The organism is Georgenia sp. X1117, from assembly GCF_057784635.1.
The window spans coordinates 2,507,946-2,533,332 of sequence record NZ_CM173492.1 but is presented as its reverse complement, the minus strand read 5'-3'; the positions used below and the strand labels follow the sequence as shown (position 1 = coordinate 2,533,332).

Annotated in this window: 23 protein-coding genes and 1 pseudogene; 6 read left to right on the top strand and 18 right to left on the bottom strand. The window is 75.2% G+C overall.

The features are described from left to right. Window positions 1–20: 20 nt before the first annotated feature. From panD to dacB, 14 genes are all read right to left on the bottom strand, one after another. A complete protein-coding gene (panD, locus tag AC3D3D_RS11670; protein ID WP_463661866.1) occupies window positions 21–482 on the bottom strand; it encodes an aspartate 1-decarboxylase in 462 nt (153 codons plus the stop codon). Window positions 483–511: 29 nt separating this feature from the next. Then, a complete protein-coding gene (gene panC, locus AC3D3D_RS11665) occupies window positions 512–1,384 on the bottom strand; it encodes a pantoate--beta-alanine ligase (protein ID WP_463661817.1) in 873 nt (290 codons plus the stop codon). A gap of 60 nt (window positions 1,385–1,444) precedes the next feature. Continuing rightward, a complete protein-coding gene (locus AC3D3D_RS11660; RefSeq protein ID WP_463661818.1) occupies window positions 1,445–2,344 on the bottom strand; it encodes a Rossmann-like and DUF2520 domain-containing protein in 900 nt (299 codons plus the stop codon). After that, window positions 2,341–4,260, bottom strand: a complete 1,920-nt coding sequence (locus tag AC3D3D_RS11655) for a PH domain-containing protein (protein ID WP_463661819.1) — start codon at window positions 4,258–4,260, stop codon at window positions 2,341–2,343. The genes AC3D3D_RS11660 and AC3D3D_RS11655 overlap by 4 nt, the downstream gene beginning before the upstream one ends. Further along, the gene (locus AC3D3D_RS11650) at window positions 4,257–4,871 is read right to left on the bottom strand and encodes a PH domain-containing protein (RefSeq protein WP_463661820.1); all 615 of its coding nucleotides are present in this window, start codon (window positions 4,869–4,871) and stop codon (window positions 4,257–4,259) included. Before AC3D3D_RS11650 ends, AC3D3D_RS11655 begins: the two co-directional genes overlap by 4 nt. Before the next feature lie 203 nt (window positions 4,872–5,074). Next, the gene (locus tag AC3D3D_RS11645) at window positions 5,075–5,545 is read right to left on the bottom strand and encodes a DUF3180 domain-containing protein (protein ID WP_463661821.1); all 471 of its coding nucleotides are present in this window, start codon (window positions 5,543–5,545) and stop codon (window positions 5,075–5,077) included. After that, window positions 5,542–6,477, bottom strand: coding sequence for a dihydroneopterin aldolase (gene folB / locus AC3D3D_RS11640; RefSeq protein ID WP_463661822.1), 936 nt, complete (start codon window positions 6,475–6,477; stop codon window positions 5,542–5,544). Before folB ends, AC3D3D_RS11645 begins: the two co-directional genes overlap by 4 nt. Then, window positions 6,474–7,352, bottom strand: coding sequence for a dihydropteroate synthase (gene folP / locus AC3D3D_RS11635; RefSeq protein WP_463661823.1), 879 nt, complete (start codon window positions 7,350–7,352; stop codon window positions 6,474–6,476). The genes folB and folP overlap by 4 nt, the downstream gene beginning before the upstream one ends. 7 nt (window positions 7,353–7,359) lie before the next feature. Beyond that, complete coding sequence (gene folE / locus AC3D3D_RS11630; protein WP_463661867.1) at window positions 7,360–7,953, bottom strand: GTP cyclohydrolase I FolE; 594 nt, start codon at window positions 7,951–7,953, stop codon at window positions 7,360–7,362. A gap of 128 nt (window positions 7,954–8,081) precedes the next feature. Then, window positions 8,082–10,190 carry an ATP-dependent zinc metalloprotease FtsH gene (ftsH, locus tag AC3D3D_RS11625; RefSeq protein ID WP_463661824.1) on the bottom strand — a complete coding sequence of 703 codons (2,109 nt, stop codon included), beginning with the start codon at window positions 10,188–10,190 and terminating at the stop codon, window positions 8,082–8,084. 159 nt (window positions 10,191–10,349) lie between these two features. Next, window positions 10,350–10,904, bottom strand: coding sequence for a hypoxanthine phosphoribosyltransferase (gene hpt, locus AC3D3D_RS11620; RefSeq protein WP_463661825.1), 555 nt, complete (start codon window positions 10,902–10,904; stop codon window positions 10,350–10,352). Window positions 10,905–10,912: 8 nt separating this feature from the next. Continuing rightward, the gene (gene tilS / locus AC3D3D_RS11615; protein WP_463661826.1) at window positions 10,913–12,040 is read right to left on the bottom strand and encodes a tRNA lysidine(34) synthetase TilS; all 1,128 of its coding nucleotides are present in this window, start codon (window positions 12,038–12,040) and stop codon (window positions 10,913–10,915) included. Beyond that, a complete protein-coding gene (locus tag AC3D3D_RS11610; protein ID WP_463661827.1) occupies window positions 12,037–13,074 on the bottom strand; it encodes a zinc-dependent metalloprotease in 1,038 nt (345 codons plus the stop codon). The genes tilS and AC3D3D_RS11610 overlap by 4 nt, the downstream gene beginning before the upstream one ends. Before the next feature lie 40 nt (window positions 13,075–13,114). After that, the gene (gene dacB, locus AC3D3D_RS11605) at window positions 13,115–14,512 is read right to left on the bottom strand and encodes a D-alanyl-D-alanine carboxypeptidase/D-alanyl-D-alanine endopeptidase (protein WP_463661828.1); all 1,398 of its coding nucleotides are present in this window, start codon (window positions 14,510–14,512) and stop codon (window positions 13,115–13,117) included. Window positions 14,513–14,673: 161 nt separating this feature from the next. Here dacB and AC3D3D_RS11600 point away from each other — a divergent pair. From AC3D3D_RS11600 to AC3D3D_RS11575, 6 genes and pseudogenes are all read left to right on the top strand, one after another. Beyond that, a pseudogene (locus AC3D3D_RS11600) lies at window positions 14,674–15,168 on the top strand (inorganic diphosphatase); the annotation flags it as partial. A 289-nt stretch (window positions 15,169–15,457) separates the two neighbouring features. Then, complete coding sequence (locus AC3D3D_RS11595; protein WP_463661829.1) at window positions 15,458–16,786, top strand: bifunctional o-acetylhomoserine/o-acetylserine sulfhydrylase; 1,329 nt, start codon at window positions 15,458–15,460, stop codon at window positions 16,784–16,786. A 1-nt stretch (window position 16,787) separates the two neighbouring features. After that, window positions 16,788–17,969, top strand: a complete 1,182-nt coding sequence (gene metX, locus AC3D3D_RS11590) for a homoserine O-acetyltransferase MetX (protein WP_463661830.1) — start codon at window positions 16,788–16,790, stop codon at window positions 17,967–17,969. Window positions 17,970–18,034: 65 nt separating this feature from the next. After that, complete coding sequence (locus tag AC3D3D_RS11585) at window positions 18,035–19,336, top strand: alpha/beta hydrolase (protein WP_463661831.1); 1,302 nt, start codon at window positions 18,035–18,037, stop codon at window positions 19,334–19,336. 117 nt (window positions 19,337–19,453) lie between these two features. Further along, window positions 19,454–19,894, top strand: coding sequence for a YybH family protein (locus AC3D3D_RS11580; protein ID WP_463661832.1), 441 nt, complete (start codon window positions 19,454–19,456; stop codon window positions 19,892–19,894). Then, the gene (locus tag AC3D3D_RS11575) at window positions 19,891–20,838 is read left to right on the top strand and encodes an RNA polymerase subunit sigma-70 (protein WP_463661833.1); all 948 of its coding nucleotides are present in this window, start codon (window positions 19,891–19,893) and stop codon (window positions 20,836–20,838) included. Before AC3D3D_RS11580 ends, AC3D3D_RS11575 begins: the two co-directional genes overlap by 4 nt. Before the next feature lie 58 nt (window positions 20,839–20,896). Here the strand turns inward: AC3D3D_RS11575 and AC3D3D_RS11570 are convergent, their stop codons facing one another. The 4 genes from AC3D3D_RS11570 to AC3D3D_RS11555 all read right to left on the bottom strand — a co-directional run bounded on the left by AC3D3D_RS11570 (window position 20,897) and on the right by AC3D3D_RS11555 (window position 25,341). Further along, window positions 20,897–21,274 carry a DUF3052 family protein gene (locus AC3D3D_RS11570; protein WP_463661834.1) on the bottom strand — a complete coding sequence of 126 codons (378 nt, stop codon included), beginning with the start codon at window positions 21,272–21,274 and terminating at the stop codon, window positions 20,897–20,899. Window positions 21,275–21,298: 24 nt separating this feature from the next. Continuing rightward, on the bottom strand, window positions 21,299–21,754 hold the full coding sequence (locus AC3D3D_RS11565; RefSeq protein ID WP_463661835.1) for an SRPBCC family protein: 456 nt from the start codon (window positions 21,752–21,754) through the stop codon (window positions 21,299–21,301). Next, on the bottom strand, window positions 21,751–22,089 hold the full coding sequence (locus AC3D3D_RS11560) for an ArsR/SmtB family transcription factor (protein WP_463661836.1): 339 nt from the start codon (window positions 22,087–22,089) through the stop codon (window positions 21,751–21,753). Before AC3D3D_RS11560 ends, AC3D3D_RS11565 begins: the two co-directional genes overlap by 4 nt. Before the next feature lie 246 nt (window positions 22,090–22,335). Next, complete coding sequence (locus tag AC3D3D_RS11555) at window positions 22,336–25,341, bottom strand: FAD-binding and (Fe-S)-binding domain-containing protein (protein WP_463661837.1); 3,006 nt, start codon at window positions 25,339–25,341, stop codon at window positions 22,336–22,338. Window positions 25,342–25,387 lie beyond the last annotated feature (46 nt).

Here is a 25,387-nt window from a genome sequence, read left to right as displayed (position 1 = left end):
GAGGCCTCGACGGCCGCCGGTCAGTCCTTCGCCGCCCCGGCGTTCGTCCGCGCCGCGCGGTAGGACGCGAAGGTCTCCCCCGAGGCCTCCATGTCCGGCGCGCTGCCGCGGTCGGTGTCGGGGACCTGGCCGGGCTCGTGGGAGCACTCGACGATCTGGTTGTGCTCGTCGACGAACACCACGGCCGGCTCGTAGCTGCGGGCGTCCTGGTCGGACATCTGGCCGTAGGCGATGACGATGACGAGGTCGCCGGTGCGGATGTGGTGCGCCGCGGCGCCGTTGATGGTCAGCACACCGCTGCCGCGCTCGCCGGGGATGACGTAGGTGGTCAGGCGCGCGCCGTTGGTGATGTCGACGACGTCGACCTGATGGCCGGGCGGGAGGTCGGCGGCGTCGAGCAGGTCGGCGTCGACGGTGAGCGAGCCGACGTAGTGCAGGTCGGCCCCCGTGATCGTCGCCCGGTGGATCTTGCCCACCATCATCGGGCGCAGCAGGGAGGCGGGTGCGTAGGTCACGTGGTCGTCTTTCCGGGGTCGATGCGGAGGGTGTCGTTGTCGATGAGCCGGGTGGTGCCCAGCCGGACGGCGAGCGCCAGCAGGGCCTCGCCGCGGTGGTGTGCGGGGACGTCGAGGAAGGTGGCGGGGTCGACGAGGACGACGTAGTCGGGGTCGACGCCGTCGGCGCCGTCGAGGAGGTCGCCGGCGGCGGCGAGAACCTCGGGGGCGGCGGCGCCGCCCTCTGCGGCGGCGCGGGCGGCGGCCAGGGCGGCCGGCAGGGCGCGGGCCTGCCCGCGCTGCTCGGCGTCGAGGTAGACGTTGCGCGAGGACATGGCCAGGCCGTCGGCCTCGCGTCGGATCGGTGCCCCGACGACGGTGACGGGCAGGCTGAGGTCGTCGACGAGGGTGCGCACGAGCGCGAGCTGCTGGGCGTCCTTCTGCCCGAACACCGCGACGTCGGGCCGGAGCGTGACCAGCACCTTGGTGACGACCTGGAGGACCCCGGCGAAGTGGCCGGGCCGCGTGAGGCCCTCGAGGACGGCGGCGACGGGGCCGGGGTCGATGCGCACGAGGGGCTCGCGCGGGTACATCTCGGCGTCGTCGGGGGCGAGCACGCGGCTGACCCCCTGGTCGGCCAGGAGCTTCAGGTCGGCGTCGAGGTCGCGCGGGTAGCTCGCGAGGTCCTCGTCGGGGCCGAACTGGAGGGGGTTGACGTAGATGGAGACGACGACGTGCTCGGCGCGTTCCCGTGCCTCACGCACGAGCGAGAGGTGGCCGTCGTGCAGGGCGCCCATCGTCATGACGAGCGCGACGGTGCCGTCGAGGGCAGCCCGGGCCGCGCGCGCCTCGGCGAGGGTGCGCACGACGGTCGGGCCGGTGGTGTCCACCGCTCCAGGGTACGCGGGCCGTCCGGGCCGACGCCGTGGGCCCGGCCACGCCGGCGCCGCTCAGCCGGGCGGCTGCGGCAGCGCGTCGAGCACGGCCGCCCCCGCGTCCGGCTCGAGGCGGCCGGTGCGCACGGCGCGGGCCACGGTCGCCCGCGCGAGGTGGGCGTAGGTGGTGGCGAGGTCGGTCTGGGAGGGCTGGTCGAGCTCGCCCAGGGCCTGGGTGTGGGCGCGGACGGTGGTGGCGTCGCCCCGGGCCACCGGGCCGGTCAGGGCGCTCTCGCCGCTCGCCAGGGCGTTGCCCAGCGCGGCCTCGAGGAGCGGGCGGAGGTACGCGCCGGGCTCGGCGATGCCGGCCTGCTCGAGCATCCGCGCCGACTGCGTCACGAGCGTGACGAGGTGGTTCGCGCCGTGCGCGAGGCCCGCGTGGTACAGGGCCCGGTCGGCGGCCGCGACGACGACCGGCTCGCCGCCGAGGTCCACGGCCACGGCCTGCGCGAGCGGCAGGAGGGCGGGAGCGGCGGTGACGGCCATGGGGCAGCCGGGCAGGCGGGAGAGGTCGAGCGTGGTGCCGGTAAAGGTCATCGCGGGGTGGACGGCGAGCGTGAGGGCGCCGCGCGCGGCGGCCGGCTCGAGGACGTCGGTGCCGTGCCGCCCGCACACGTGGACGACGACCTGCCCGGGGCTGGTCGCGCCCGTGTCGGCGAGCTCCGCGACCACGTCCCCGAGCACGTCGTCGGGGACGGCGAGCAGGAGCAGCTGGGCCTCGGCCGCGACGTCGGCGGCGGGACGGACCGGGACGCCGGGCAGCAGGAGCTCGGCCCGCTCCCGGCTGGCCTCGCTGCGGGCGACGACGCCGACGGGCCGGTGCCCCGACGCCGCGAGCGCCGCGCCGAGCACGGCCCCGGCCCGGCCGGCGGAGATGATCCCGACGTCGAGGCGGCCGGGACGGGTCTCGGTCACGCGGGTCCCCCGTCGGGGTCGGGGGTGTGGTCGGGCGCCCAGCCGCCGCCGTCGGGGCCACGCCGGCCCGGGTGGGCGGCGGCGCCGGGGGGCGCGCCCGTGGCGGGGTGCGTAGCGGCGTCGGGGCGAGCAGCCCCGCCGGGGTGCGCGACCGCACCGGGCTGGGCGACGGCGTCGGGAGGGGCGCCGGCCGCCGTCGGGGCGGGACCGGTGCCCTCGTCCTGGGGGCCGTCGCCGAGGACGGACACGCGCCGCGCCCACTCCTCGGGTCCCTCGTGGTGCCGGGCCTGGCGTGCCCGCTCGGCCTGGCCGCGCAGGAGGTCGAGGGCGACCTGCTCGTCGAGGTGCGGCACGCCGGGCTGGCCGGGACCGGCGACGGTGTGCATGGCGAGGTTGGCCAGGCGCAGGCGCCGCTCGATCGGTCCCTGGACGAGGCCGACGGACTGCGTGCGGCCGTGCGGGACGACCTCCAGGCGGCGGGCGAGCCATCCGGTGCGCAGCAGGATCGCCTCGCGCGTGACGAGCACGCCCTGGCGGCGCCACGCGAAGGGGTCGAACCAGCGGGCGCGCCGCGGCGAGGTGACGAACCCGGCGTCCTCCCCCGCGCCGTCGAGGCCGGCGTCGAGGACGGCGGGCACGTCGTCGACCCCGATGTCGGGAACGACGAGCCACAGGGCGGTCAGGGCGTCGGCGCGCGTGCCCACGGGCATGAGCGTGCTCGACTCGTTGGCGAAGCTGCCCTCGGTCACGCCGTACCCGGCGATGTAGCCCTGGACGCGCCACCAGCCGCGCCACCGCCACAGCCACGGCTGGGTGAGGCGGACGGCCTGGACGCGACGCGGCGGGATGGTCTGCGAGGTGGTCTCCAGGAGCCCGCGGCGCACCCGGATGCCGTCCGGCGACGTCGCGGAGGTGAAGCTGAACGCGCCGCTGAACCGGCCCCAGACGAACGCGCCGGCGCCGAGGACGCCCGGGATGAAGGAGACCATCGCACGCAGCGGCAGCCCGACGATGAGGAACACCAGGGCACCGACGAGCATGAGCGCGATGACGATGAAGCCCGGGGAGAGCAGCGAGGAGGCCACGAGCCGGCTGTTGTCGACCTCGAACACGACCCGCTCGGGCGCCTCCCGGTAACCGGTGCGCGCAGCGAGCAACGGGTCGCGGGGGCTGCGCCCGCGGCGGTGCTCGCCGTCGTCGCCGTTGTCCCCGTCGGTCGCGTCGGGGGCGCCGCCGTGGCGGGCGGCGTCGACGAGGGCCGCGTCGTCGACCGGGTCGCCGGCCGCGGCACGCTCGGCGACGATCCGCACCTGGTCGAGGTCGACCCCGGCGGCGCGGGCGAGGATCTCGGCGCGCAGGGCCTCGGCGTCGGCCAGCTTGAGGAAGGCGACGTCGACCCGGGAGTCGGCGGCCCCTGCGGTCTCCACGCGCACGCGGGCGAGCCCGAAGATGCGGCCCAGCAGCGGCTGCTGGACGTCGACGGCCTGGACCCGGTTGAGCGGGGCGCGCCGCTCCTGGCGGAAGAGGATGCCCTGGTTGAGCTCGACCCCGTCGGCGTCGACCCGGTAGCGCATCTTGCGCCAGGACAGCGCCGAGTAGATGCCAGTGACGACGATGAGGGCGAGGATCCCCGCGCCGAGCCAGAGCAGCACCGTGCCGAGGTGGTCGAGCACGAACTCCCAGCCGCCGGTGCCGATGAGCTCCTGGCCGACCTGGAAGACGAGGATCGCGACGACCGCGGCCAGGACCTGCCACACGAGCAGCACGGGCGTGACCGGGTGGACGCGCCGCCAGCCGTCGCCGGCGTCGACGGGCAGCGCGGTGGGCTGCTCCTGGACGGGCTGCTGGTCGGCGGCCTGGTGGTGGCCGACCTGGTGGTGGTCGGGCCGCTGCTCGCCGGGCTGCTGGGCGTTCACAGGCCGGCCAGCCGCGCCTCGCCGCGGGTGGTCAGCGCCTCGCGCAGTCGCGCGGCCTCCGCGGCGGGCAGGCCGGGGATCTTCGCGTCGGTCTGGGCGGAGGCGGTGCTCAGCTTGACCGAGGCGACGCCGAAGCGGCGGTCGAGCGGACCGGCCTCGACGTCGATCTGCTGCATGCGGCCGTAGGGGACGATGACCAGCGAGCGCCAGATGATGCCCTTGCGGAAGAGCAGGTCCTCCTCGGCCTCCGAGTAGCCCATGGCGCGCACCTGGCGCGGCACGATCAGCACGACGACGAGCAGCGTGACGGCCAGCGCGCCGTTGCCGATCCACCAGCCCCAGCCACCGACCAACAGGGCCAGGACGACGCCGATGATGAGGAGCGGACCGAGCCAGAGGACGGTGGAGATGAGGCGGACCTTGGTCAGCGCGGGGTCCACCGGCTGGAAGTCCACGCCGTCGGGGTCGAACGGCGAGCGCCGCTCGGGGGACGACTGCTCGGGGGGCTGGTGTCCGGGCGCCAGGTACCCCTGTTCCTGGTACCCGGCGCCTCCGGGACCGGCCGGGACGCCGTCGGGTCGCCCGTCGTGGCCGGGTACCTGCTGGCTCATGCGTGCTCCGATCGACTGCACCTCGAGGACGCGCCGCCCCCAGCGCGCATCATGCCAAACCGGTGCGCCCCACCCGCGGCGGTGCGGCCGACGTCGGGGCCCGCGGTGGAGGTCGAGCGCTCACTCGTCCGGCAGAAAGGTGCTCACTCGCCACGCGGCGGGCGGTGGGCGGTGGGCGGTGGGCGGCGGAGGGGGCAGGCGGGTCAGGCGGGTTCGGGGTCGCGGGCGGACGAGCGGCTCGTGCCCTCGTCCTCGGGCGGGATGGAGCACCAGTGCTCCACGACGAGCCCGACGACGACGAGCGCCACCGCCGCCGCACCGGCGACCACCGACTCCCACAGGTGGGCGGAGGCGAAGGAGGCGTGCCAGTTGCGCACGGCGAACAGGGCCTGGGCGGCGAGGTAGCCGGCGACGAGGGACCCGCCCCAGGCCGAGGCCTGCGCGAGCGCCGCCACCCGGGAGGCACCGATCGGGGTCATCGATGTGCGCTCCCCCTCGACCAGGCGCTTGACCGCGCGGCCGCCCAGCCACAGGGCGAGCGCGAGCAGGAGGAGCACCGGCGCGGTCAGCCAGGACACGGACAGGAAGACGTCGGCGATCCCGATGACGACCCACGTGCCCGCGAGCGCGAGGAGGCCGACCCCGACGAGCCAGCCGATCGACGTCCGCCTCACGGCGACCACCAGCCCGTCTCGGTGGCGAGGACGCCGTCGCGGTCGGGCGCGCGCTCCGCGAGATCGGCCACCGCTCCGGACCCGGGGAGGTGGGCGCGGCTGTCGGCCAGCGACCAGGGCAGCAGGACGAACGCCCGCTGGGCGGCGCGCGGGTGCGGCAGCGTGAGCGCGGCGTCGTCGCTGGTGAGCTCGCCGTAGGCGACGACGTCGACGTCGAGGGTGCGCGGCGACCACGTGCCGGTACGCACGCGGCCGGCCTCGGCCTCGAGGGACCGGGCCAGTGCGAGGACGCCGGCGGGGGCCAGGGTCGTCGTCGCCAGGACGACGGCGTTGCGGTAGTCCGGTTGCGGCCCCTGCCCGGGGGCGAGCGCGGCGAGGGTGGTCACCAGCGGGGAGACCGCGGTGACGTGCAGCCCGCCGGCGTGGGCGAGGGCGGTCACGGCGCGGCGCAGCTGGTCCACCGGCCCGCCGCCCGGGCCGGCGAGGTTGGAGCCGAGCGCGAGGACGACCGGGGTGGGCGCGTCGGGCCGGGTGTGCAGGGCCGGGTCGGCGACGTCGTCGACCGCGGAGCGCTCGCGGCGGATCGTCAGGGTGACGTCGTCGACGTCGACGCCGACCGGGGCCTGCGGCTTGTGGACGGTGACCTCGACGGCGGCGGCGCCCAGGTCGAGGACGGCGCGGGCGATCCGCTCGGCGAGGGTCTCGAGCAGGTCGACCGGTTCCCCGGCGAGGATCGCCTGCGCGGTGCGGGCGACCTCGCCGTAGGAGAGCGTGTCCGCGACGTCGTCGCTCGTGGCGGCGCGCCCGGTGGCGATCTCGAAGGTGACGTCGGCGCCGAAGGGCTGGCCGTCGGCGCGCTCGTGGTCGTAGACACCGTGGTGGGCGTGGGCGCGCAGGCCGCGCACCGTGATCCGCGCGGGTGCCTCGTTCATCGCGGGCCCGTCCCGGCGAGGGCGGCGGCCACGGCGACGGCGTCGGCCGAGGGCCGCACGTCGTGCACCCGCACGGCCCACACCCCGCGGGCGGCCAGCAGCGCGGTGGTCGCGGCGGTGGCGGCGTCGCGGTCGCGCGGATGACCGGTGCGGTCCGGGCCGTCGGCGAGGACCGGGGCGAGGAACCGCTTGCGGCTGGTGCCCACGAGCAGCGGGTGGCCGAGCGCGGCGAGCTCCTCGAGGCGCGCGAGCACCTCCCAGGACTGCTCGTGCTCCTTGGCGAAGCCGAGCCCGGGGTCCAGGACGATCCGCTCCCCGGGCACGCCGGCGGCCAGGGCGGCGTCGCGGCGCTCGGCGACCTCGCGCACGACGTCGGGCAGCAGGTCCGCGTAGCGGGTGAGGCCGGTCATCGTGCCGGCCTCACCGCGGCGGTGCTGGAGGACGAGCACGGCGCCGGCCTCGGCGGTGGCACCGAGGATGGCGGGGTCGTGGACGCCGGCGGAGACGTCGTTGACGATGTGCGCCCCGGCCGTGAGGGCCGCGCGGGCGGTGGCGGCGTGCAGGGTGTCGATGCTGACGATCACGCCGGCGTCGGCGAGAGCGGCGACGACCGGGCGCACCCGGCGGATCTCCTCGGCGGGGTCGACGGGGGTGGCGCCCGGGCGGGTGGACTCCCCGCCGACGTCGACGAGGTCCGCACCGCGGTCGACCATCGCCAGGCCGTGCGCGATCGCGGCGTCGGGGTCGAGGTGCGCGCCGCCGTCGGAGAAGGAGTCCGGGGTGACGTTGAGGACGCCCATGACCAGCGTGCGGCCGGTCGGCACGGAGGCGGGCAGGCCGGCGGGGGCGCCGCGGTCGAGGTCGCCGGTGCGCACGGGCGGCCTAGGAGCGCGAGCGCAGGAGGCTCATCGCCTCCGCGCGGGTGGCCGGGTTGCGCATGACTCCGCGCACGGCGGAGGTGACGGTGCGGGTGCCGGTGGCCCGGGCGCCGCGCATCGACATGCACATGTGCTCCGCCTCGACGACGACGAGCGCCCCGCGGGCGTGCAGCCGGTCCACGAGGGCGTCGGCGACCTGGCCGGTGAGCCGTTCCTGGACCTGCGGGCGGCGGGCGTACCCCTCGACGAGCCGGGCGAGCTTGGACAGGCCGGTCACGCGGCCGTCGGTGCCGGGGATGTAGCCGACGTGGGCCTTGCCGTGGAAGGGCAGGAGGTGGTGCTCGCACAGCGAGTACAGGGGGATGTCGGCGACGATGACCATCTCCTGGTGGCCGAGGTCGAAGACGGCGTCGAGGTGGTCGGCCGGGTCCTCCCCCAGGCCGCCGAGGAGCTCGCCGAAGGCGCGGGCCACCCGGGCGGGCGTCTCCCGCAGGCCGTCGCGGTCGGGGTCCTCGCCGACGGCGGCGAGCAGCGCGCGGACGGCATCCTCGGCCGCTGCGAGGTCGACGCTCTGGTGCGGCTCGCGCTCGTCGTCCACCGCGCGGTCGACGTCGACGACGGGGCCCGGCCCCCCGGCGACGTCCGACCCGGCGTCGGCTGGAACGGCGACGTCCGGCCCGGCGTCGGTGGGCCCGCCGTCGTGCCTCCCGCTCTCCCGCGGAGCGGTCACGGCCGCCCCTCCTGCGCTGGGCCGTCGCTCGCCCCGCCGTCGGGGCCCCCCTCGCCGGAGCCGAAGTCCGGGGTGGCCGGCGGCGGCTGGGTGCCGAACATGTCGGAGGTGTCCTCGGGTCGGAACCGATCCTCGCCGGTGGCCGGCTCGGCGGCGCGGCGGGCCCGCTCCTCGCGGGTGAGCACGGGGCGGCGCCCCAGGTCGGGCCGGTTCCCCGAGGCGAACCACAGCTCGCGCGGCTCGCGCTTGACCACGGGGGCGAAGATGCGCCGCAGGTCGGCCTCGTTGAGCGTCTCGCGGTCCATCAGCTCGACGACGAGGTCGTCGAGGACGTCGCGGTACTCGGTGAGGATCTCCCAGGCCTCCTGGTGGGCGTCCATCATCAGGGCGCGCACCTCCTCGTCGACCACCCGCGCGACGTCGTCGGAGTAGTCCCGCGAGCTGCCCATGTCGCGACCGAGGAAGGGCTCGGAGCTGTTCTCGCTCAGCTTGACCGGGCCGATGCGGGCGGACATGCCCAGCTCGGTGACCATCTGCTTGGCGGTCTTCGTCGCCTTCTCGATGTCGTTGCCTGCGCCCGTGGTGGGCTCGTGGAAGACGACCTCCTCGGCCACGCGCCCGCCGAGGGCGTAGACGAGCTGGTCGACGAGCTGGTTGCGCGAGCTGGAGTAGCGGTCCTCGGTGGGCATGACCATCGTGTAGCCGAGGGCCTGCCCGCGCGGCAGGATCGTCACCTTCGTCACCGGGTCGGTGTAGCGCAGCGCGGCCGCCGTCAGGGCGTGCCCGCCCTCGTGGTAGGCGGTGACCTTCTTGTCGTTGTCGTTCATCACGCGGGTGCGCCGCTGCGGGCCGGCGATGACGCGGTCGATGGCCTCGTCCAGCGCCCGGTTGTCGATGAGCTGGGCGCCCGAGCGGGCGGTGAGCAGCGCGGCCTCGTTGAGGACGTTGGCCAGGTCGGCACCGGAGAAGCCCGGCGTGCGGCGGGCCACGGCCTCGAGGTCGACGTCCGGCGTCATCGGCTTGCCCCGCGCGTGCACGCGCAGGATCTGGTGCCGGCCGGTCAGGTCGGGGGCGGCCACCGAGATCTGTCGGTCGAAGCGACCGGGCCGCAGCAGGGCGGGGTCGAGGACGTCGGGCCGGTTGGTGGCGGCGATGAGGATGACGTTCGTGGTGGAGTCGAAGCCGTCCATCTCGACCAGGAGCTGGTTGAGGGTCTGCTCGCGCTCGTCGTGCCCGCCGCCCATGCCGGCGCCGCGCTGGCGGCCCACGGCGTCGATCTCGTCGACGAAGATGATCGCCGGCGCGTTCTGCTTGGCCTGCTCGAACAGGTTGCGCACCCGCGAGGCGCCCACGCCGACGAACATCTCGACGAACTCCGAGCCGGAGATGGAGTAGAACGAACCGCCGGCCTCCCCGGCGACGGCGCGGGCGAGCAGCGTCTTGCCGGTGCCCGGGGGTCCGTAGAGCAGCACGCCCTTGGGGATCTTGGCGCCGACGGCCTGGAACTTGCTCGGCTCCTGGAGGAACTCGCGGATCTCCTGGAGCTCCTCGACGGCCTCGTCGACGCCGGCGACGTCGGTGAAGGTGACGTCGGGCGTCTCCTTGTTGACCTTCTTCGCCGTGGACTTCCCGAAGCCCATGACGCCGCCGCCCTGGGAGCGCGAGATCAGCCACCAGAACAGGCCGAGGATGATGATCATCGGCAGCATGAAGCCCAGCAGCGACATGAACGCGTTGGACTGCGGCACCTCGACGTCGTAGCCCTGGGCGAGCTCGCCGCGGTCGAGCTGGTCGGTGACCTCGCCGGCCTGCGCGGTGCCGTAGGTGAACTCGACCTCGGTGCCGTGGTTCTCGTTGTTGTCCGAGCCCTCGTCACCGTTGCTGGCGATGAAGTCCTCGGTCAGCGTGAGCTCGACCCGCTGCGTCGTGTCGTTGACGCGCGCCTGCTCGACCGTGTCACCGCGGAGCAGCTCCATGCCCTGGGAGGTGTCGATGGCCGAGACGCGGCCCCCGCCCACCATGGGCAGGACGAGGAACACCACCAGCAGCGCGCCGATCACCCACGGCCAGGGACTGCGCGCGATCTTCTTCCAGGTCTTCTGCATGCCCAGTCTCAGCCGTTCCGTCCACTTGGTGCCCACCCCGGGCGACCAGACGACGATAACCGAGCCCGCACGGGGCGTGGTCCCCCACGGCGGCCGGTGCGCGCAGGGCGAACGCCGACCGGCGGCCCTCGTCCCGGGCGCGCGGGCGCGGGGCCCGGGTCAGCGGGAGTAGACGTGCTCCGCGAGCCGCCCGACGAAGGGCAGGTTGCGGTACCTCTCGGCGAAGTCCAGGCCGTAGCCGACGACGAAGGCCGAGGGGATGTCGAAGCCGACGTAGCGCACGTCGACCTCGACCTTGGCGGCGTCCGGCTTGCGCAGGAGCGTGGCGATCTCGACCGAGGCGGCGCCGCGCGAGCGCAGGTTGCCCTGCAGCCACGACAGGGTGAGGCCGGAGTCGATGATGTCCTCGACGATGAGGACGTCGCGCCCCGTGAGGTCGGTGTCGAGGTCCTTGAGGATGCGCACGACGCCGGAGGACTTCGTCCCCGACCCGTAGGAGGAGACGGCCATCCAGTCCATCTCCAGCGGGGTGTGCATGGCGCGGGAGAGGTCGGCCATCACCATGACGGCACCGCGCAGGACGCCCACCAGGAGGAGGTTGCGGCCCTGATAGTCGGCGTCGATCCGGGCCGCCATCTCGGTCAGCCGCTCGCGGATCTGCTCCTCGGTGACGATCACCTCGGCGAGGTCCTCGCCCATGTCCCGCTCGTCCACGTCACTCCTCAGTCGTCGCCGGCACCGATGGTCAGCCTGCCACACGTGCGGCGGGCGGTGATCCCGCCGGGCAGCGCCGCCGGACCCTGACCGTGGTAGTCGCACACCAGGGCGTCGAGGGCGGCCAGGTGGGCGGCCTTGACGTCGCCCGGGCGCCACCCGGCGCGCCGGCCGGCGGAGCGGAGCGCGCGGCTGCGCACGGCCGGGTGGGCGGCCGCGAGCAGGCGGGCGTCGAGGACGAGGGTGCCGGGCCGGTCCGGCGTCGGCGGGTGCGGGATGCCGGTCGCAGGCGACGGCGACGGCGACGGCGACGGCGACGGCGACGGCGACGGCGACGGCGACGGCGACGGCGACGGCGCGAGGGTGGCGCGCGCGAGGAGGTCCTCGGCCGCGGCGGTGAGGGCGTCGTCGTCGCGGCGGGACTGGGCGGCGGTGCGGGCCAGGGCCGGGACGGGGTCGACGCCGAGCGCCTGCGCGAGGGCGGGCAGCGCCCGCTCGCGCACGGCCGCGCGGCGCAGGGCGGAGCCGTCGGCGGCCCGCCACGGCCCGTCGGCGCTGTTGGTGGGGTCGATGACGGGCCGCAGGTCGAGCTCGGCGCACACGGCCACGGTGTCGCTGCGCCGCAGCGGGAGGAAGGGACGGCGCACCCCGGGCTCGGCGGCCCGCATCCCCGCCACCGAGCGCGCCCCCGAGCCGCGGGCGAGGCCGAGGAGCACGGTCTCGGCCTGGTCGTCCATCGTGTGCCCGGTGAGGACGAGGTCCCCGCGGGCGCGCTCGCGCAGCGCCGCCCACCGGGCCTGCCGGGCGCGGCCCTCGGGTCCCCCGGGGCCCGCGGCGGCGTCGACGGCGGCGACCTCGCCGGCCAGGCCCAGCGCGCGCAGGCCGGCGACCACCCCGTCCGCCTCCGCCGCCGAGCCCGGCCGCAGCCCGTGGTCGACGACGACGGCGCGCACGAGCCACCCACGCGCCGGTGCCAGGTGGGCGAGGGTGACGGCCAGGGCCAGGGAGTCGGGGCCGCCCGAGCAGGCCACCACGAGCGCCGTGCCGCCAGGGAGGTCGGCCAGCGCGTCGGCGACGGCGCGGCGGGCGGCCAGGGTGGCCGGGCCCGAGACCTTCGGCGGGCGCGGCCCGCTCACCGGTGGACGCGCTCGACCCAGCGCCCGGGCTCGAGGATCTCCTCGGGGCCCGGGAGGTGCTCGGCGGAGGTCCACACCTCGTTGAGCCCGGCGTGCCCGACCCGCTCGACGACGGAGCGCACGAACCTCGCGCCGTTGCGGTACTGCGCGGTCTTGGCGCGCATGCCGAGCAGCGTGCGCAGCAGGACGTCCATCGCGCCGCGGCCCTCGCGCCGCTTGTCAAAGGCGCGTCGGATGCGTCGCACGCTGGGCAGCACGGCCGGTCCCACCGCGTCCATGACGACGTCGGCGTGCCCCTCCAGGAGGGACATGACGGCGACGACCCGGGAGAGCTGGGCGCGCTCGGCCTCGCTGAGGAAGGCGTCGACCAGCGGGCCGCCCACCTCGAGGGTGGGGGTCTGCTCCTCGGGGTGGCGCAGGGCGGCCACCACCGCGGACAGGATCTGGCCCAGGTCGCGCTCGGTCTCCTGGTCGAGCACCGGCTCGACGGCGCCGCGCAGCATGTCGGTCAGGTGCCCGGCCAGCCAGGGCGCGGCGGCGAACTGCACCGCGTGCGTCTGCTCGTGCAGGGCCACCCAGCGGCGGAAGTCCCGGGCGTCGAGGTCGAGCTCGCGCTCGAGGCGCAGGACGTTGGGGGCGACGAGCAGCAGGTGCGGCGCGCCCGGGCCGAAGGGGTCGAACTGGCCGAGCACCTTGGTGGCCAGGTAGGCGAGCAGGGCGCCGGCCTCCTCCTCGGCCAGCCGGGCGGTCACCGGTCCCGAGGGCGGCAGCAGCCCGGCCGAGAGGTGGCCCATCATCTCGGCGTTGACGCGTGCCCAGCCCGGGCGGTCGACGACGCTGACCCGCTGGTCGGCCACCTGCGCGGCGGCGTCGGTCAGCCCGGTGATCCGTCCGACGTGCTCGGGGGCCGAGGCCGCGGCCGCGCGCAGCCCGGCGACCAGGGCCGTCAGCTCCTCGGGCGTCCCTCGCGGCCCGGGCGGCGCGAGCTGTGCGGCGCGGCGCGCGGCGCGGCCGAGGTCCAGGGAGTCCGTCACACCCCCACGGTAGTCGCGAGCGACCCCCGGGCGCGCTGAGTCAGGAGCAGCCGCAGGCCGCCAGGTCGGCGACGAAGGCGTCCATCGCCTCGCGGGCCGACCACGCCCCGCCCTCGTCGAAGTCGTGCAGCACCACCGAGAAGGTGAGCAGTCGCTCGTCGGCGGTGAGCACGGTCCCGGTCAGGGACACCGAGCGCGCGAGGGTGCCGGTCTTGGCCCGCACCCGGCCCGCGCTCTCGCCGGTCAGCCGGTCGTCGAGGGTGCCGTGCAGCCCCGAGGCGGGCAGCCCGGTGGCCAGGGAGGCCAGCGTGTCGGTGTCGGTCGTGGCGAGCTGGACCAGCTCGGTGAGCGTGGTGACCGTCGTCGTGTCGGTGACCGAGAGGCCGGCCCCGTCGATCATCACCGTCCCGGTGGTGTCCACCCCGAGCGCGCCGACGGCGTCGACCACGGCCTGCCCGCCCGAGGTCGCGTCCCCCGGCAGGTCCGAGGAGAGGGCGACGAGGCGGGACAGGACGTCGGCGATCGCGTTGTCCGAGTCGCGCAGCATCGTGCGCACGATCTGCTCGACCGGCGCCGACTGCACCGAGGCGATGGCGGTGGCCTCCTCCGGCGCGGTGGCCCGACCCTCGACGGTCACGGACAGGCCCCGCTCGGTCAGCGCGGCGGCGAGCATCTCGGTGGCGCCCATCGCCGGGTCGGCGGTGTAGGCGCCGTCGACGGCCCCGGTGTTCACCGCCACCGTGGTGGCGGCCATCGTGTACGTGCGGTCCCAGCCGGTGACGTCGTCTGCATAGGGCTCACCGGCGAACTGGGAGTCGTCGACGGCGAGGCGGACCTCGGTGGTGCCCGAGGTCTCCAGCTCGGCGGCGACCTGGTCGGCGAGGTCGGCGATGCCGGCGTGCCCGCGGACGGCCTCCGGGTCGCCCTCGCCCTCACCGAGCAGGACGTCGCCGCCGCCGACGAGCACGAGCAGGCCGTCCCCGGCGGGGACCACCTCGGTGGTGAACCGGGTCTGCGGGCCGAGGACGCTCAGGGCCGCGGCGCCGGTGAGGATCTTCGCCGAGGACGCCGAGCGCACGGCGGTGACCGGCTCGCGCTCGACGAGCAGCTCACCGGTCTCGGCGTCGAGCACCCGCACCGCGAGGTCGCCGGGCCGGTCGGGGTCGGCGAGCAGCGTCTCGACGGCGGCGGTGACCGCCTCGGGGGTCGCGGCCGGTGCCGAGGGGTCGAGCGGGTCGACGGCCGGGGCGACGGGCCGCTCCCCGGGCAGCTGCACGGCCGGGTAGGGCTCGGCGTCGGGGTGCGCCGGAGCGGTGGTGAGGACGCCGGGCACGACGTCGTTGGCGTCGGCGACGACGTAGCCGGCGACGAGCAGCAGGCCCAGGCCGCCGGCGATCCAGCCGACCCTGCCCCTGCGTACGGTGCCGCTGCCTGCCATGCCATCCCTCCGCCGTCGGGCCGCTCGCACGTGCCGAGGCGGCACGGCGGCGCACACCGGGCGCCGCGTACGACACACTAGGCGCTACGAGGGCCCCTGCCGCGGGGCCCGGCCATGGACATCGCCGCCCGGGCGGCCCGACATCCGAGGAAGTGCTTGCTGTGGAGTTCGACGTCACCATCGAGATCCCCAAGGGGAACCGCAACAAGTACGAGGTGGACCACGAGACGGGCCGGATCCGGCTCGACCGGCTGCTGTTCACCTCGACGCGCTACCCCGACGACTACGGCTTCATCGAGGGCACCCTCGGTGAGGACGGGGACCCGCTGGACGCGCTGGTGCTCCTCGAGGAGCCCACGTTCCCGGGCTGCCTCATCCGCTGCCGCGCGCTGGGCATGTTCCGCATGCGCGACGAGGCCGGCGGCGACGACAAGGTGCTGTGCGTCCCCGCGGGCGACCAGCGCGCCTCCTGGCGCACCGAGATCGAGGACGTCTCGGAGTTCCACCGCCTCGAGATCCAGCACTTCTTCGAGGTCTACAAGGACCTCGAGCCGGGCAAGTCGGTCGAGGGCGCCCACTGGGTGGGGCGCGAGGAGACCGAGGCCGAGATCCGCCGATCCTACGAGCGCGCCGCGGAGACCGGCTACTACGAGCACGGCGGCGGCGGCCACCACCGGGTCGGTGGCTCCGGCAGCGAGCCGGGCCCCGACGGCTCCCCCGACCTCGACGGCGACCGCGGCCACGCCAGCCCCCTGGGCCCCGGCGACGCGCGGCCGATCCCGGTCGACCCGCAGTCCTGACCGGCCACCGGCCTCGTCGGCGGCCGGCAGCACCGATCGGCCGGTCCACGTCCTGAGACGGCGCCGCCCCTCCTGTCGCGAAGGGGCGGCGCCGTCCTAGGTTCGGTACAGATCAGCAGACCACGCGACCAGAGATCGAGGCATCATGACCGAGTCCCCCACCCCCGCCCGCGGCTTCACCACGCGTCAGATCCACGCCGGCCAGGTCCCCGACCCGGCCACCGGGGCCCGCGCGCTGCCGATCTACCAGACCACGAGCTACGTCTTCGACTCGGCCGAGCACGCGGCCGCCCGCTTCTCGCTGGCCGACCCGGGCCCGATCTACACGCGCATCACCAACCCGACCCAGGAGGTCGTCGAGAACCGCATCGCGGACCTCGAGGGCGGCGTCGCCGGCCTGCTGCTCGCCTCCGGCCAGGCGGCCGAGACCCTGGCGATCCTGTCGATCGCGGAGGTCGGCGACCACGTCGTCGCCTCGCCGTCGCTGTACGGCGGCACCTACAACCTGCTGCGCCACACGCTGCCCAAGCTCGGCGTGACCACCACCTTCGTCGAGGACCCGGACGACCCGGAGTCCTGGCGCGCCGCGGTCACCGACCGCACCAAGGTCTTCTTCGGCGAGACGATCCCCAACCCCAAGGGCGACGTGCTCGACATCGAGGGCATCGCCGCCGTGGCGCACGAGATCGGCGTGCCGCTGATCGTCGACAACACCATCGCCACGCCCTACCTGCTGCGGCCGATCGAGCACGGCGCCGACGTCGTCGTGCACTCGGCCACGAAGTACCTCGGAGGGCACGGCACGACCGTGGCGGGCGCCCTCGTCGACGCCGGCACCTTCCCGTGGTCGAAGTACCCCGAGCGCTTCCCCGGCTTCAACACCCCCGACCCGTCCTACAACGGCCTCGTGTTCGCCGACCTCGGCGCCCCGGCGCTCGCCCTCAAGGCCCGCACGCAGCTGCTGCGCGACACGGGTCCCGCGGTGTCCCCGTTCAACGCCTTCCTCATCGGCCAGGGCATCGAGACCCTCTCGCTGCGCGTGCAGCGCCACGTGGACAACGCCCGCGCCGTCGCCGAGTTCCTCGAGGCCCGTCCGGAGGTCGCCCGCGTGGCCTGGGCCGGGCTGCCCAGCTCGCCCTGGTACGAGAAGGCGCAGAAGTACACCCCCAAGGGCCCCGGCGCCGTGCTCGCCTTCGAGCTCGCCGCGGGTGGCCGCGAGGCCGGTGCCGCCTTCGTCGACGCCCTCGAGCTGCACTCCAACGTGGCCAACATCGGTGACGTGCGCTCGCTCGTCATCCACCCGGCGACCACCACGCACTCCCAGCTCACCGACGAGGAGCTCGCCGCCGCGGGCGCCTCGCCGACCCTGGTGCGCCTCGCGGTGGGCCTGGAGGACATCGAGGACATCCTCGCCGACATCGAGCAGGGCCTGGCCGCCGCCGTCTCTGCCGCCGGCACGGCGAAGGACGCCTGACGTGACGGGCGCCGGCTGTCGACCTGGACGCACCCCGGTCCCCGCGCTGCCCCCCGCCTCCGGCGGGTGGCTGCCCGGCCAGGACCTCGGCGACCGCACCCAGATGCCGATCGGGTCGCTGCGGCTCGAGGTCGGCGGCCGGCTCCCGCACGTGACGATGGCCTACGAGACGTACGGCGAGCTCAACGCCGACCGCTCGAACGCCGTCCTCGTCCTGCACGCCCTCACCGGCGACACGCACGTCACCTCCCACCGGCCGGGCGACGCGGCCGGCCCGGGTTGGTGGCACGACATCGTCGGGCCCGGCCGCGCCATCGACACCGACGAGTACTTCGTGGTGGTGCCCAACGTCCTCGGCGGCTGCCAGGGCAGCACCGGCCCGTCGAGCACCTCCCCCAACGGCACGCCGTGGGGTGCGCGGTTCCCCATCCTCACCGTCCGCGACCAGGTCGCCGCGGAGCTGCGGCTCACCGACCTGCTCGGCATCAGCTCCTTCGCCCTGGTCGTGGGCGGCTCGGTGGGCGGGCAGCGGGCCATCGAGTGGGCCGTCACCGCTCCCGAGCGCGTCGACCGGGTCGCCGTGGTCGCCTCCAACGCCCAGACCAGCGCCGACCAGATCGCCTGGGCACACGCCCAGATCGGCGCCATCGAGCTCGACCCCGCCTGGCGCGGCGGCGACTACTACGGGGCCGCCCCCGGCGAGGGGCCGCACCGCGGGCTGGGGCTCGCGCGGCAGATCGCGCACACGACCTACCGCTCGGCCCACGAGCTCGACACCCGCTTCGGCCGGGTGCCGCAGGGCGCCGAGGAGCCGCTCGACGGCGGTCGCTTCGCCGTCCAGTCCTACCTCGACCACCACGGCGGCAAGCTGGCCGCCCGCTTCGACGCGGGCAGCTACGTCGCGCTGAGCCGGACGATGCTCACCCACGACATCGGCCGGGACCGCGGGGGCGTGGCCGAGGCGCTGGCGGGGGTCACCTCGCGCACGCTCGCCGTGGCCGTCAGCTCCGACCGGCTCTTCTCCCCCGCCGAGTCCGAGCGCATCGCCGCCGGGGTCACCGGCCCCGCCGACCTGGTCACGGTCGACACGCCGCACGGCCACGACGGGTTCCTCGTGGAGTCCGAGCAGGTCGGCAGCGCGCTTGCCGACCTCCTGTCGCAGCGGGTCGACTCGCTGCACTGACCGCTCCCCTCTACCGGGTGGCGCTCGGGCGCGGGCGACGCGCCGCGAGGTGCCACGATGGGGCCGTGGACCTCTTCAGACGCGGACGCCGCGCACCGGACGAGCCCGCACCCGGTGACGGCGCGCCGTCCGAGGCCGACCTCGAACCGGGCTCCGGCACCCCCGACCCGGACGACCACGGCTCCACCCCGCTCCCCGCCGAGGAGGCGGACTCCGCCGTCGAGCAGGACGCCACGCCGGACGCGACCGGCCACCGCGTGCGGACCGGGGTGGAGCCGAACGCGCGCACCTACGCCGTCGAGGCGGACCTGCCGGCCCTGCCCGAGGCGCTCCCGCCCCGGGACTGGGCGCCGGACCTGCTCGGCCCGGGCTTCTACGCCCGCACCCTGCCGCTGCCGCCCGACGACGAGGGCGAGGTCGTGGCCACCCTGGTCACCCACCGGCCCGCCGAGGACCCCCATGCGCTGCCGGGGACGCCGTCGAGCCCCACCTGGGCGATGCTGTACCTGCACGGCTGGAACGACTACATCCACCACGCCGAGCTCGGCCGTCAGGTCTCGGCCCTGGGCGGCGCCTTCTACGGCCTCGACCTGCGCAAGTACGGGCGCAGCCTGCGAGCGCACCAGTCCCGCGGGTACGCCGAGACCTTCTCCGTGTACGACGACGACATCCACGCCGCCCGCGACGTCATCTTCGACGAGCTCGGCCTGGGCACCGACCTGGTCCTGGCCGGGCACTCCACCGGCGGGCTGACGGCCTCCCTGTGGGCGCACCGCCACCCCGGTGCCCTGCGCGGGGTGTGGCTCAACTCCCCGTTCATCACCTCGGGGATGCCGGGGTTCCTCGGCGCGGTCACCGCCCCGGTCGTCGAGCGGCTCGCCCGTACCGGACCTCGCACGGTCGTGCGCGTCTCCCCGGTCGACGTCTACCAGCGCACCCTGGACGGCCTCGCCGAGGGCGACGACGAGCAGGTGCCCGAGGGCGAGGAGGACGACCCGTTCTGGACCGGCTGGAAGCCGGACCGGCGCTGGCGGATGGCCCCGGCCGGCCCCGTGCGGTTCGGCTGGCTGTCGGCGGTGCTCTCCGGCCAGCGGCAGGTCGCCGCCGGCCTGGAGATCCCCTGCCCGGTCCTCGTGATGACCTCGACGACCTCCACGCAGGCGATCAGGTGGAGCCCCGACCTGCGCTTCACCGACACCGTGCTCGACACCGACGCCATCCGCGCCACGTCCCTCAGGCTCGGCCCGCACGTCACGCTGGCCTCCTTCGACGGCGCGATCCACGACGTCACGCTCTCGGCGCCCACGGTGCGCCGCAACGTCTACGACGAGCTGGGCCGCTGGGTGCGCGGGTACGTGCTGCGCTGACGCCGCGCGGTCCCGGACGGGCCGACGTCACGGCCGTCCGCCGCCGGCCGATGAGTTCGCGCGTCCCGATCGTCCATATGGGTGACCCTGTCCGCCTCCACGAGAGCGAGGAACGACATGCACACCGAGGACGCCTGGGCCGTCGACGAGATCCGCGAGCTCCATGCGCGGTGGTTCGACGCGAGCCACCGGAAGGACCTCGACGCGACGATGGAGCCGATCGCGGCCGACATCGTCTCCTTCGAGCACTCCCCGCCGCTCCGGTACACCGAGGTCGCCGCCATCCGCGAGGAGTGCCGAGCAGGGTTCGAGCACCAGGGCGAGGGCTTCACGTGGACCGTCCCCGACCTGGAGGTGGCGGTCCGCGGTGACCTCGCCGTCGCCTGGGGGCTGAACCGCATGGCGTCGCGTCGACCGGACGGGTCCGAGGAGGTGACCTGGAGCCGCGGGACGCGCGTGTTCCGGCGGATCGACGACGAATGGCGGATGGTGCACCAGCACGTCTCGTTCCCGGTCGATCCCACGACCGGGGTCGCGGCGACGGACCTCACGCCATGAGTGCACCCACCGACGCCGACCGGGCCGGCCTGGGGGCCGCGTCGTTCGAGCGGCACCGCCGTGAGCTCGTCGCGCACTGCTACCGCATGACCGGCTCGTTCACCGATGCCGAGGAGCTCACCCAGGAGACCTTTCTGCGTGCCTGGCGCTCGCGCGACCGGTTCGACGGTCGGTCCTCGCAGCGCACCTGGCTGTACCGCATCGCGACGAACGCCTGCCTCGACTTCCTCAAGAACCACGAACGACGCACCCGGGCGCATCCGTCGGTCGACGAGATCCTCGAGCACGAGGGCTGGATCGGGCCGCACCCCGACCGCGGCGACCCGGTCGACACCGTCGTCCGACGCGCGGCCACGGACCTCCGGGTCACCGCAGCCCTGCTCGCCCTGAGCCCGCGGCAGCGGGCGGCGGTCGTGGCCCGCGACCTGGCCGGGCTCAGCGCCGCGGAGACGGCCACCGTCCTCGAGTGCTCGGTCGCCTCGGTCAACAGCCTGCTCCAGCGCGGACGCGCACACGCGCGCCGCCTCGGCGCGAGCGCCGACCGGCGCCCGGAATCGGCTGATGATGCCGAGGAGAGGACGACCGTGCGCGGCTACCTCGACGCCTACCACCGCGGGGACGTCGACGCGATCCTCGACCTGCTCACCGCGGACGTGCGACTGACCATGCCGCCCGAGGCACCGAGCGTTGGGAGGCGCGAGGCACGCGTGTTCCTCGACCACATGTTCGGGGCGGACGGGCCCGGCCGGTGGCACCTGGTCGAGGTACGGGCCAACGGGGCCACCGCGATCGCCAACTACACGTGCCGCCGGGACGCCGACGAGTTCACGGCTCTCTCCGTCGACGTCCTGCAGGTCGAGGGCGGGCGGATCCGAGCCATGCACTCGTTCCTCGGCGCCGCGCACGTCGAGCTGTTCGGCCTGCCACCCACCGTGCGTCCCTGACCGTCCACGCGGTGCGCCCGGCCCCCGGGGGTGTACCCGCGGGGTCGGTGCGCCCAGGTCAGCTCACGGGCTTGAGCCGGACCGCGGACCACGTGTCCGAGAGCGAGACGTTGGCGTTCAACGTCCAGCCCGACTCCTCCGCCCGCCTCCAGATGCTGTCGCGGTTGATGTCCGCCTTGTTGCCCTTGGGGTAGCCGATCCAGACGGCCCGCGGTGACGCCAGCCGTGGGAAGGTCTGGGCCAGCAGGACGTCGAGCTCGTCTCGGCTGCTCGCGAACATGACGGCCACCCCCTCGGTGTCCCGGTCGACGCCGTCGACGACGGTCACGCCCTCGGGCAGCGGGTCCAGCAATGCCCTCACCTCGGAATCGGCGTCCCCGAGCAGCAGCTCCGATCCGGGCTTGATCTGGAGCTTCTCAGCGGTCGTGCGTGCCATGCACGTGCTCTCCTTCTCGATCCGTCAGGCAGGGGTTCCATCCAGCGCCTTCTCCAGCGAGCGCATGACGTGGCTCCGCCAGCCACCGTTCATGATCCGTCGGGCGAGCTGCTGCGCGGCGTCGTCCGGGTCGAAGCCGGCGTGGTCGGTGAACAGCCGGGTGCCGTGCCCCTCGCTCCGCAGGGTCCAGGTCACGGTGGTGGTCGGACCGTCGGGCCGCTGGGAGTCGGCCCAGCTGATGCGGAGGAGCTCCTGCGGCACCAGATCGAGCACCTGACAGGCGACCGACCCGGAGAAGTCCGTGGCGGCCACCGGTCGGGCCTGGAAGGTGAACCGGTGGCCGACGACGGGTGCGAAGTCGTTCGGCATCAGCCACTGCGCGAGCAGATCGGGATCGGTCAGTGCCCGCCACACCGTGGTGGGCGGGTGCGGGAAGTACTGGTCGACCTCGATCCTCGTGAGGTCCTCATCGCCGTTCATCGCTCCTCCATCCGGTCGAGCACGCCACCGAGTGCGTCCATCCGTTCGCGCCAGAATCGTTCGTACGGTGTGAGCCAGTCGACCAGCTCGGCCAGCGGTGCGCCGGTGAGGCGGTACAGGCGGTGGCGGCCCTCCCGTCGTTCCTCGACGAGGCCGGACGTGCGCAGTGCGCGCAGGTGCTCGGACACGCTGGGGCGTGTCATGTCGAACCGCGCGGCGAGCTCACCGGCGCTGAGCTCGCCGCCGAGCAGGGCGTCGAGGAGGTCGCGTCGGGTGGGGTTCGCGAGCGCGCCGCACACCTCGTCCAGAGGGCTGGACCTCAGCCGGCGTGGCACTACCGCGCACCGTCATGTACCGGGCGGGGGTCCGCCTGACTTCGCACCCGGTCGAGGTCGGGCACCGACACGGGACGTCGCGCGATCACTGACATGCCCCACACGCTACGTAGGCTTTTTCCTACATGTCAACCGCGCAGCGCAGCCGCGGAACGACGATGGACGAACCCGAGCTGGACGCACCTCAGGCGGACGCACCCCGGACGGACCCGGTCCCGCAGGGCACGAGCCGGCCGACCCGCCCGGTCAGCGGTCGCGCTGCCCCAGCAGCAGCTCGGCCAGGTGCACGCCGCCGCGGGACGCGAGCTGGTCGGCCTGGGTGCGGCAGGAGAACCCGTCGGCGAGGAACATGGCGTCGGGGTGCTCACGCAGCGCCGGCAGCAGCGCGTTCTCCGCGACGGCCGCGCTGACCTCCGCGTGCCCCTTCTCCATGCCGAAGTTGCCGGCCAGGCCGCAGCAGCCCGCCAGCGTGATCATCGTCGCCCCGGTGCTCACCAGCAGTGCGCGGTCGGCCTCCCAGCCCATCACCGAGTGCTGGTGGCAGTGCGGCTGGGCGACGATCTCGCGACCGGTGAGGTCGGGCGCCGCCCAGCGCTCCCCCGGGCCCACCGGCGCCGGCGCGGTGAGCAGCTCGGCGAGCGTGTAGGTGCCCTCGGCGAGCAGGCGGGCGCGCGGGTCCTCGGGCAGCAGCTCGGGCATGTCGTCGCGCAGCGCGGCGGTGCACGACGGCTCGACGCCGACCACCGGGATCCCGTTGGCCGCGAAGGGCGCCAGGACGTCGAGCAGGTCCCGCATGCGGCGTCGGGCGCCGTCGAGCTGGCCGGTGGAGATCCAGGTCAGGCCGCAGCAGACCTTGTCCTCGGGCAGGACCACGGTGTAGCCGGCGTCCTCGAGCAGCTCGACTGTGGCGCGGGCGCCGGCGCCGTCGAGGGTCTCGGAGAACGAGTCGGCGAACAGCACGACGTACCGCGGCCGCTCCCCGGATTCCCGGCCGTCTCGCCCGGCGTGCGGTCCGTGCTCGGCGGGGGTGCGGTTCGCCGTCGTGCCCCCGGCGTCGGCGCGCGCGGCCCCGGCCGCCTCGCGCACCGCGGTGCGGCCGCCGGAGCGACGCCGCCACCAGCGCGAGAGGCGCTCGGTGGCGAACCCGGGCATCCCCCGGGAGGTGTCCACCCCCGCGACGGCGAAGGCCAGGCGCCGCAGCGGACCCACCGTGAGCACGGCGTTGACCAGGCGGGCGAGTCCGGGAACTGCGGTGACGAGGTTCGCCAGCACGGGCAGCCGGCCCAGCGTGTAGTGCGTGCGCGGCCGCAGCCTGCCTCGGTAGGCGCGGTGCAGGGTCTCGGACTTGAGCCGGGCCACGTCCATCCCCGCCGGGCAGTCCGCCGAGCAGGCCTTGCAGGACAGGCACAGGTCGAGGGACTCCAGCAGCGCGGGGTCGTCCCAGCGCGCGACCAGTTCGCCGTTGGTCACCTCCTGCAGGACGCGGGCCCGGCCGCGGGTGACGTCCTTCTCGTCCTTGGTGGCGAGATAGCTGGGGCACATGAAACCGCCCGACGCCGAGCTGTCCGCCCGGCACTTGCCCACGCCGGTGCAGCGGTGCGCGGCGCGCGTGACGTCCCCGCCGTCCTCGCTGAAGGCGAAGCCGCCGCCCGGAGCGACCGGCAGGGGCTTCGCCGCCGGCCGGCGCAGGTGGGCGCCGACCGGGTCGGGGTCGACCAGCACGCCGGGATTGAGCAGCCCCTTCGGATCAAACAACCCCTTGACCTGGGAGAACAGCCCCATGACCTCGGGGCCGTACATCCTGTCGAGGAGCTCGGAGCGTGCCCGGCCGTCGCCGTGCTCGCCGGAGAGCGACCCGCCGTGCGCGACGGCGATGTCCGCCGCCTCGGCCACCGTCGAGGCGAAGTCCCGGGCGCCGCGCTCGCCGTCGTCGAGCGGGAAGTCCACCCGCACGTGCACGCAGCCGTCACCGAAGTGCCCGTAGAGCAGACCGTCGAGCCCGCGGCGGTCAAGCATGCCCATGAAGTCGCGGAGGTAGGCGCCCAGGTTCTCCGGGGGGACGGCGGCGTCCTCCCAGCCGGGCCAGGCCGGCATCCCGGCGGGCGTGCGGCCGCCGAGCCCGGCGCCGTCGGCCCGGATCCGCCACAGGGCCTCGGCCTCGGGACCGGCGGGGACGACGACGGCCGCGTCGGTCCCACCGGCCGCGGCGAGCGCCCGTGCACGGGCCAGGACGTCGGCCTCGCTCTCGTGCGCCTCGGCGCCGACCTCGACCATGAGCCAGCCCTGCCCGGCCGGCAGCTCGGGGACCGCGCCGGGGCCCTTGGCCCGCCTCACGACGTCGACGAGTCGGGCGTCGAGCCCCTCGACGGCCAGCGGGGAGTGCTCGAGGAGGGCGGGCACGGCGTCGGCGGCGGCGATCATGTCCGGGTAGCCGAGCACGACGAGCACCGGGCGGGCGGCGACCGGCACGAGATCGACGGTCCCGCCGAGCATCGTCACGAGCGTGCCCTCGGTGCCGACGAGCATCTTGGCCAGGTCGCGGCCCTTCTCGGGCAGCAGGTGCTCGAGCGAGTAGCCCGAGACCTGCCGGCCGAACCGCCCCAGCTCGGCGCGGATCGGGGCCAGCGAGCGGGCGACGAGCGCCTCGAGCCCGTCGACGGCGGCCAGCGCCCCGGCGCCCGCCCCCGCGGTGAAGCGGCGGCCGAGCCCGTCGACGACGTCGAGGGCCGTGACGTTGTCCGCCGTCCGCCCCCAGGCCAGCGCGTGCGGGCCGCAGGCGTTGGTGCCGATCATCCCGCCGATGGTGGCGCGGTTCTGGGTCGAGGGGTCGGGGCCGAAGCGCAGGCCGTGGGAGGCGGCGGCGCGCTGGAGGTCGGAGAGGACCACCCCCGGCTGCACGACGGCGGTGCGCGCCTCCGGGTCGATCTCGCCGATGGTCGTCAGGTGGCGGGAGACGTCGAGGACGACGCCGGGGCCCACGGAGTTGCCCGCCGTCGAGGTGCCGCCGCCGCGCAGGGTGACCGGGGCGCCGGCGGTGCGGGCGGCGTCGAGCGCCGCGAGCGTGTCGTCGACGTCGCGGGGTACGACGACGACCTGCGGCACCACCCGGTAGTTCGAGGCGTCGGTGGAGTACTCGGCGCGGCGACGCGTGGAGTCGGAGACCTCGCCGTCGACCGCCGCGCGCAGGGCCGCGACGAGGTCCGCGGTGCGCGGGTCCGCCGGGCCGGTGGTGCGCTCAGCCGTCGTCGTCATGGGGACAGTCTCTCCCCTGACCGCGGGTGGCCGCCCCCGCCGACCG

Bases quoted from the DNA above. Each gene is read 5' to 3' on its own strand.
- AC3D3D_RS11570 (WP_463661834.1), bottom strand. From the start codon at position 21,274: ATGGCACGCACGACCGCTGAGAAGCTCCAGATCAAGCCCGGATCGGAG.
- AC3D3D_RS11555 (WP_463661837.1), bottom strand. From the start codon at position 25,341: ATGACGACGACGGCTGAGCGCACCACCGGCCCGGCGGACCCGCGCACC.
- panD (WP_463661866.1), bottom strand. From the start codon at position 482: ATGATGGTGGGCAAGATCCACCGGGCGACGATCACGGGGGCCGACCTG.
- folB (WP_463661822.1), bottom strand. From the start codon at position 6,477: ATGAACGAGGCACCCGCGCGGATCACGGTGCGCGGCCTGCGCGCCCAC.
- dacB (WP_463661828.1), bottom strand. From the start codon at position 14,512: ATGGCAGGCAGCGGCACCGTACGCAGGGGCAGGGTCGGCTGGATCGCC.
- AC3D3D_RS11580 (WP_463661832.1), top strand. From the start codon at position 19,454: ATGCACACCGAGGACGCCTGGGCCGTCGACGAGATCCGCGAGCTCCAT.
- AC3D3D_RS11650 (WP_463661820.1), bottom strand. From the start codon at position 4,871: ATGAGCCAGCAGGTACCCGGCCACGACGGGCGACCCGACGGCGTCCCG.
- ftsH (WP_463661824.1), bottom strand. From the start codon at position 10,190: ATGCAGAAGACCTGGAAGAAGATCGCGCGCAGTCCCTGGCCGTGGGTG.
- AC3D3D_RS11565 (WP_463661835.1), bottom strand. From the start codon at position 21,754: ATGAACGGCGATGAGGACCTCACGAGGATCGAGGTCGACCAGTACTTC.
- AC3D3D_RS11575 (WP_463661833.1), top strand. From the start codon at position 19,891: ATGAGTGCACCCACCGACGCCGACCGGGCCGGCCTGGGGGCCGCGTCG.
- AC3D3D_RS11595 (WP_463661829.1), top strand. From the start codon at position 15,458: ATGACCGAGTCCCCCACCCCCGCCCGCGGCTTCACCACGCGTCAGATC.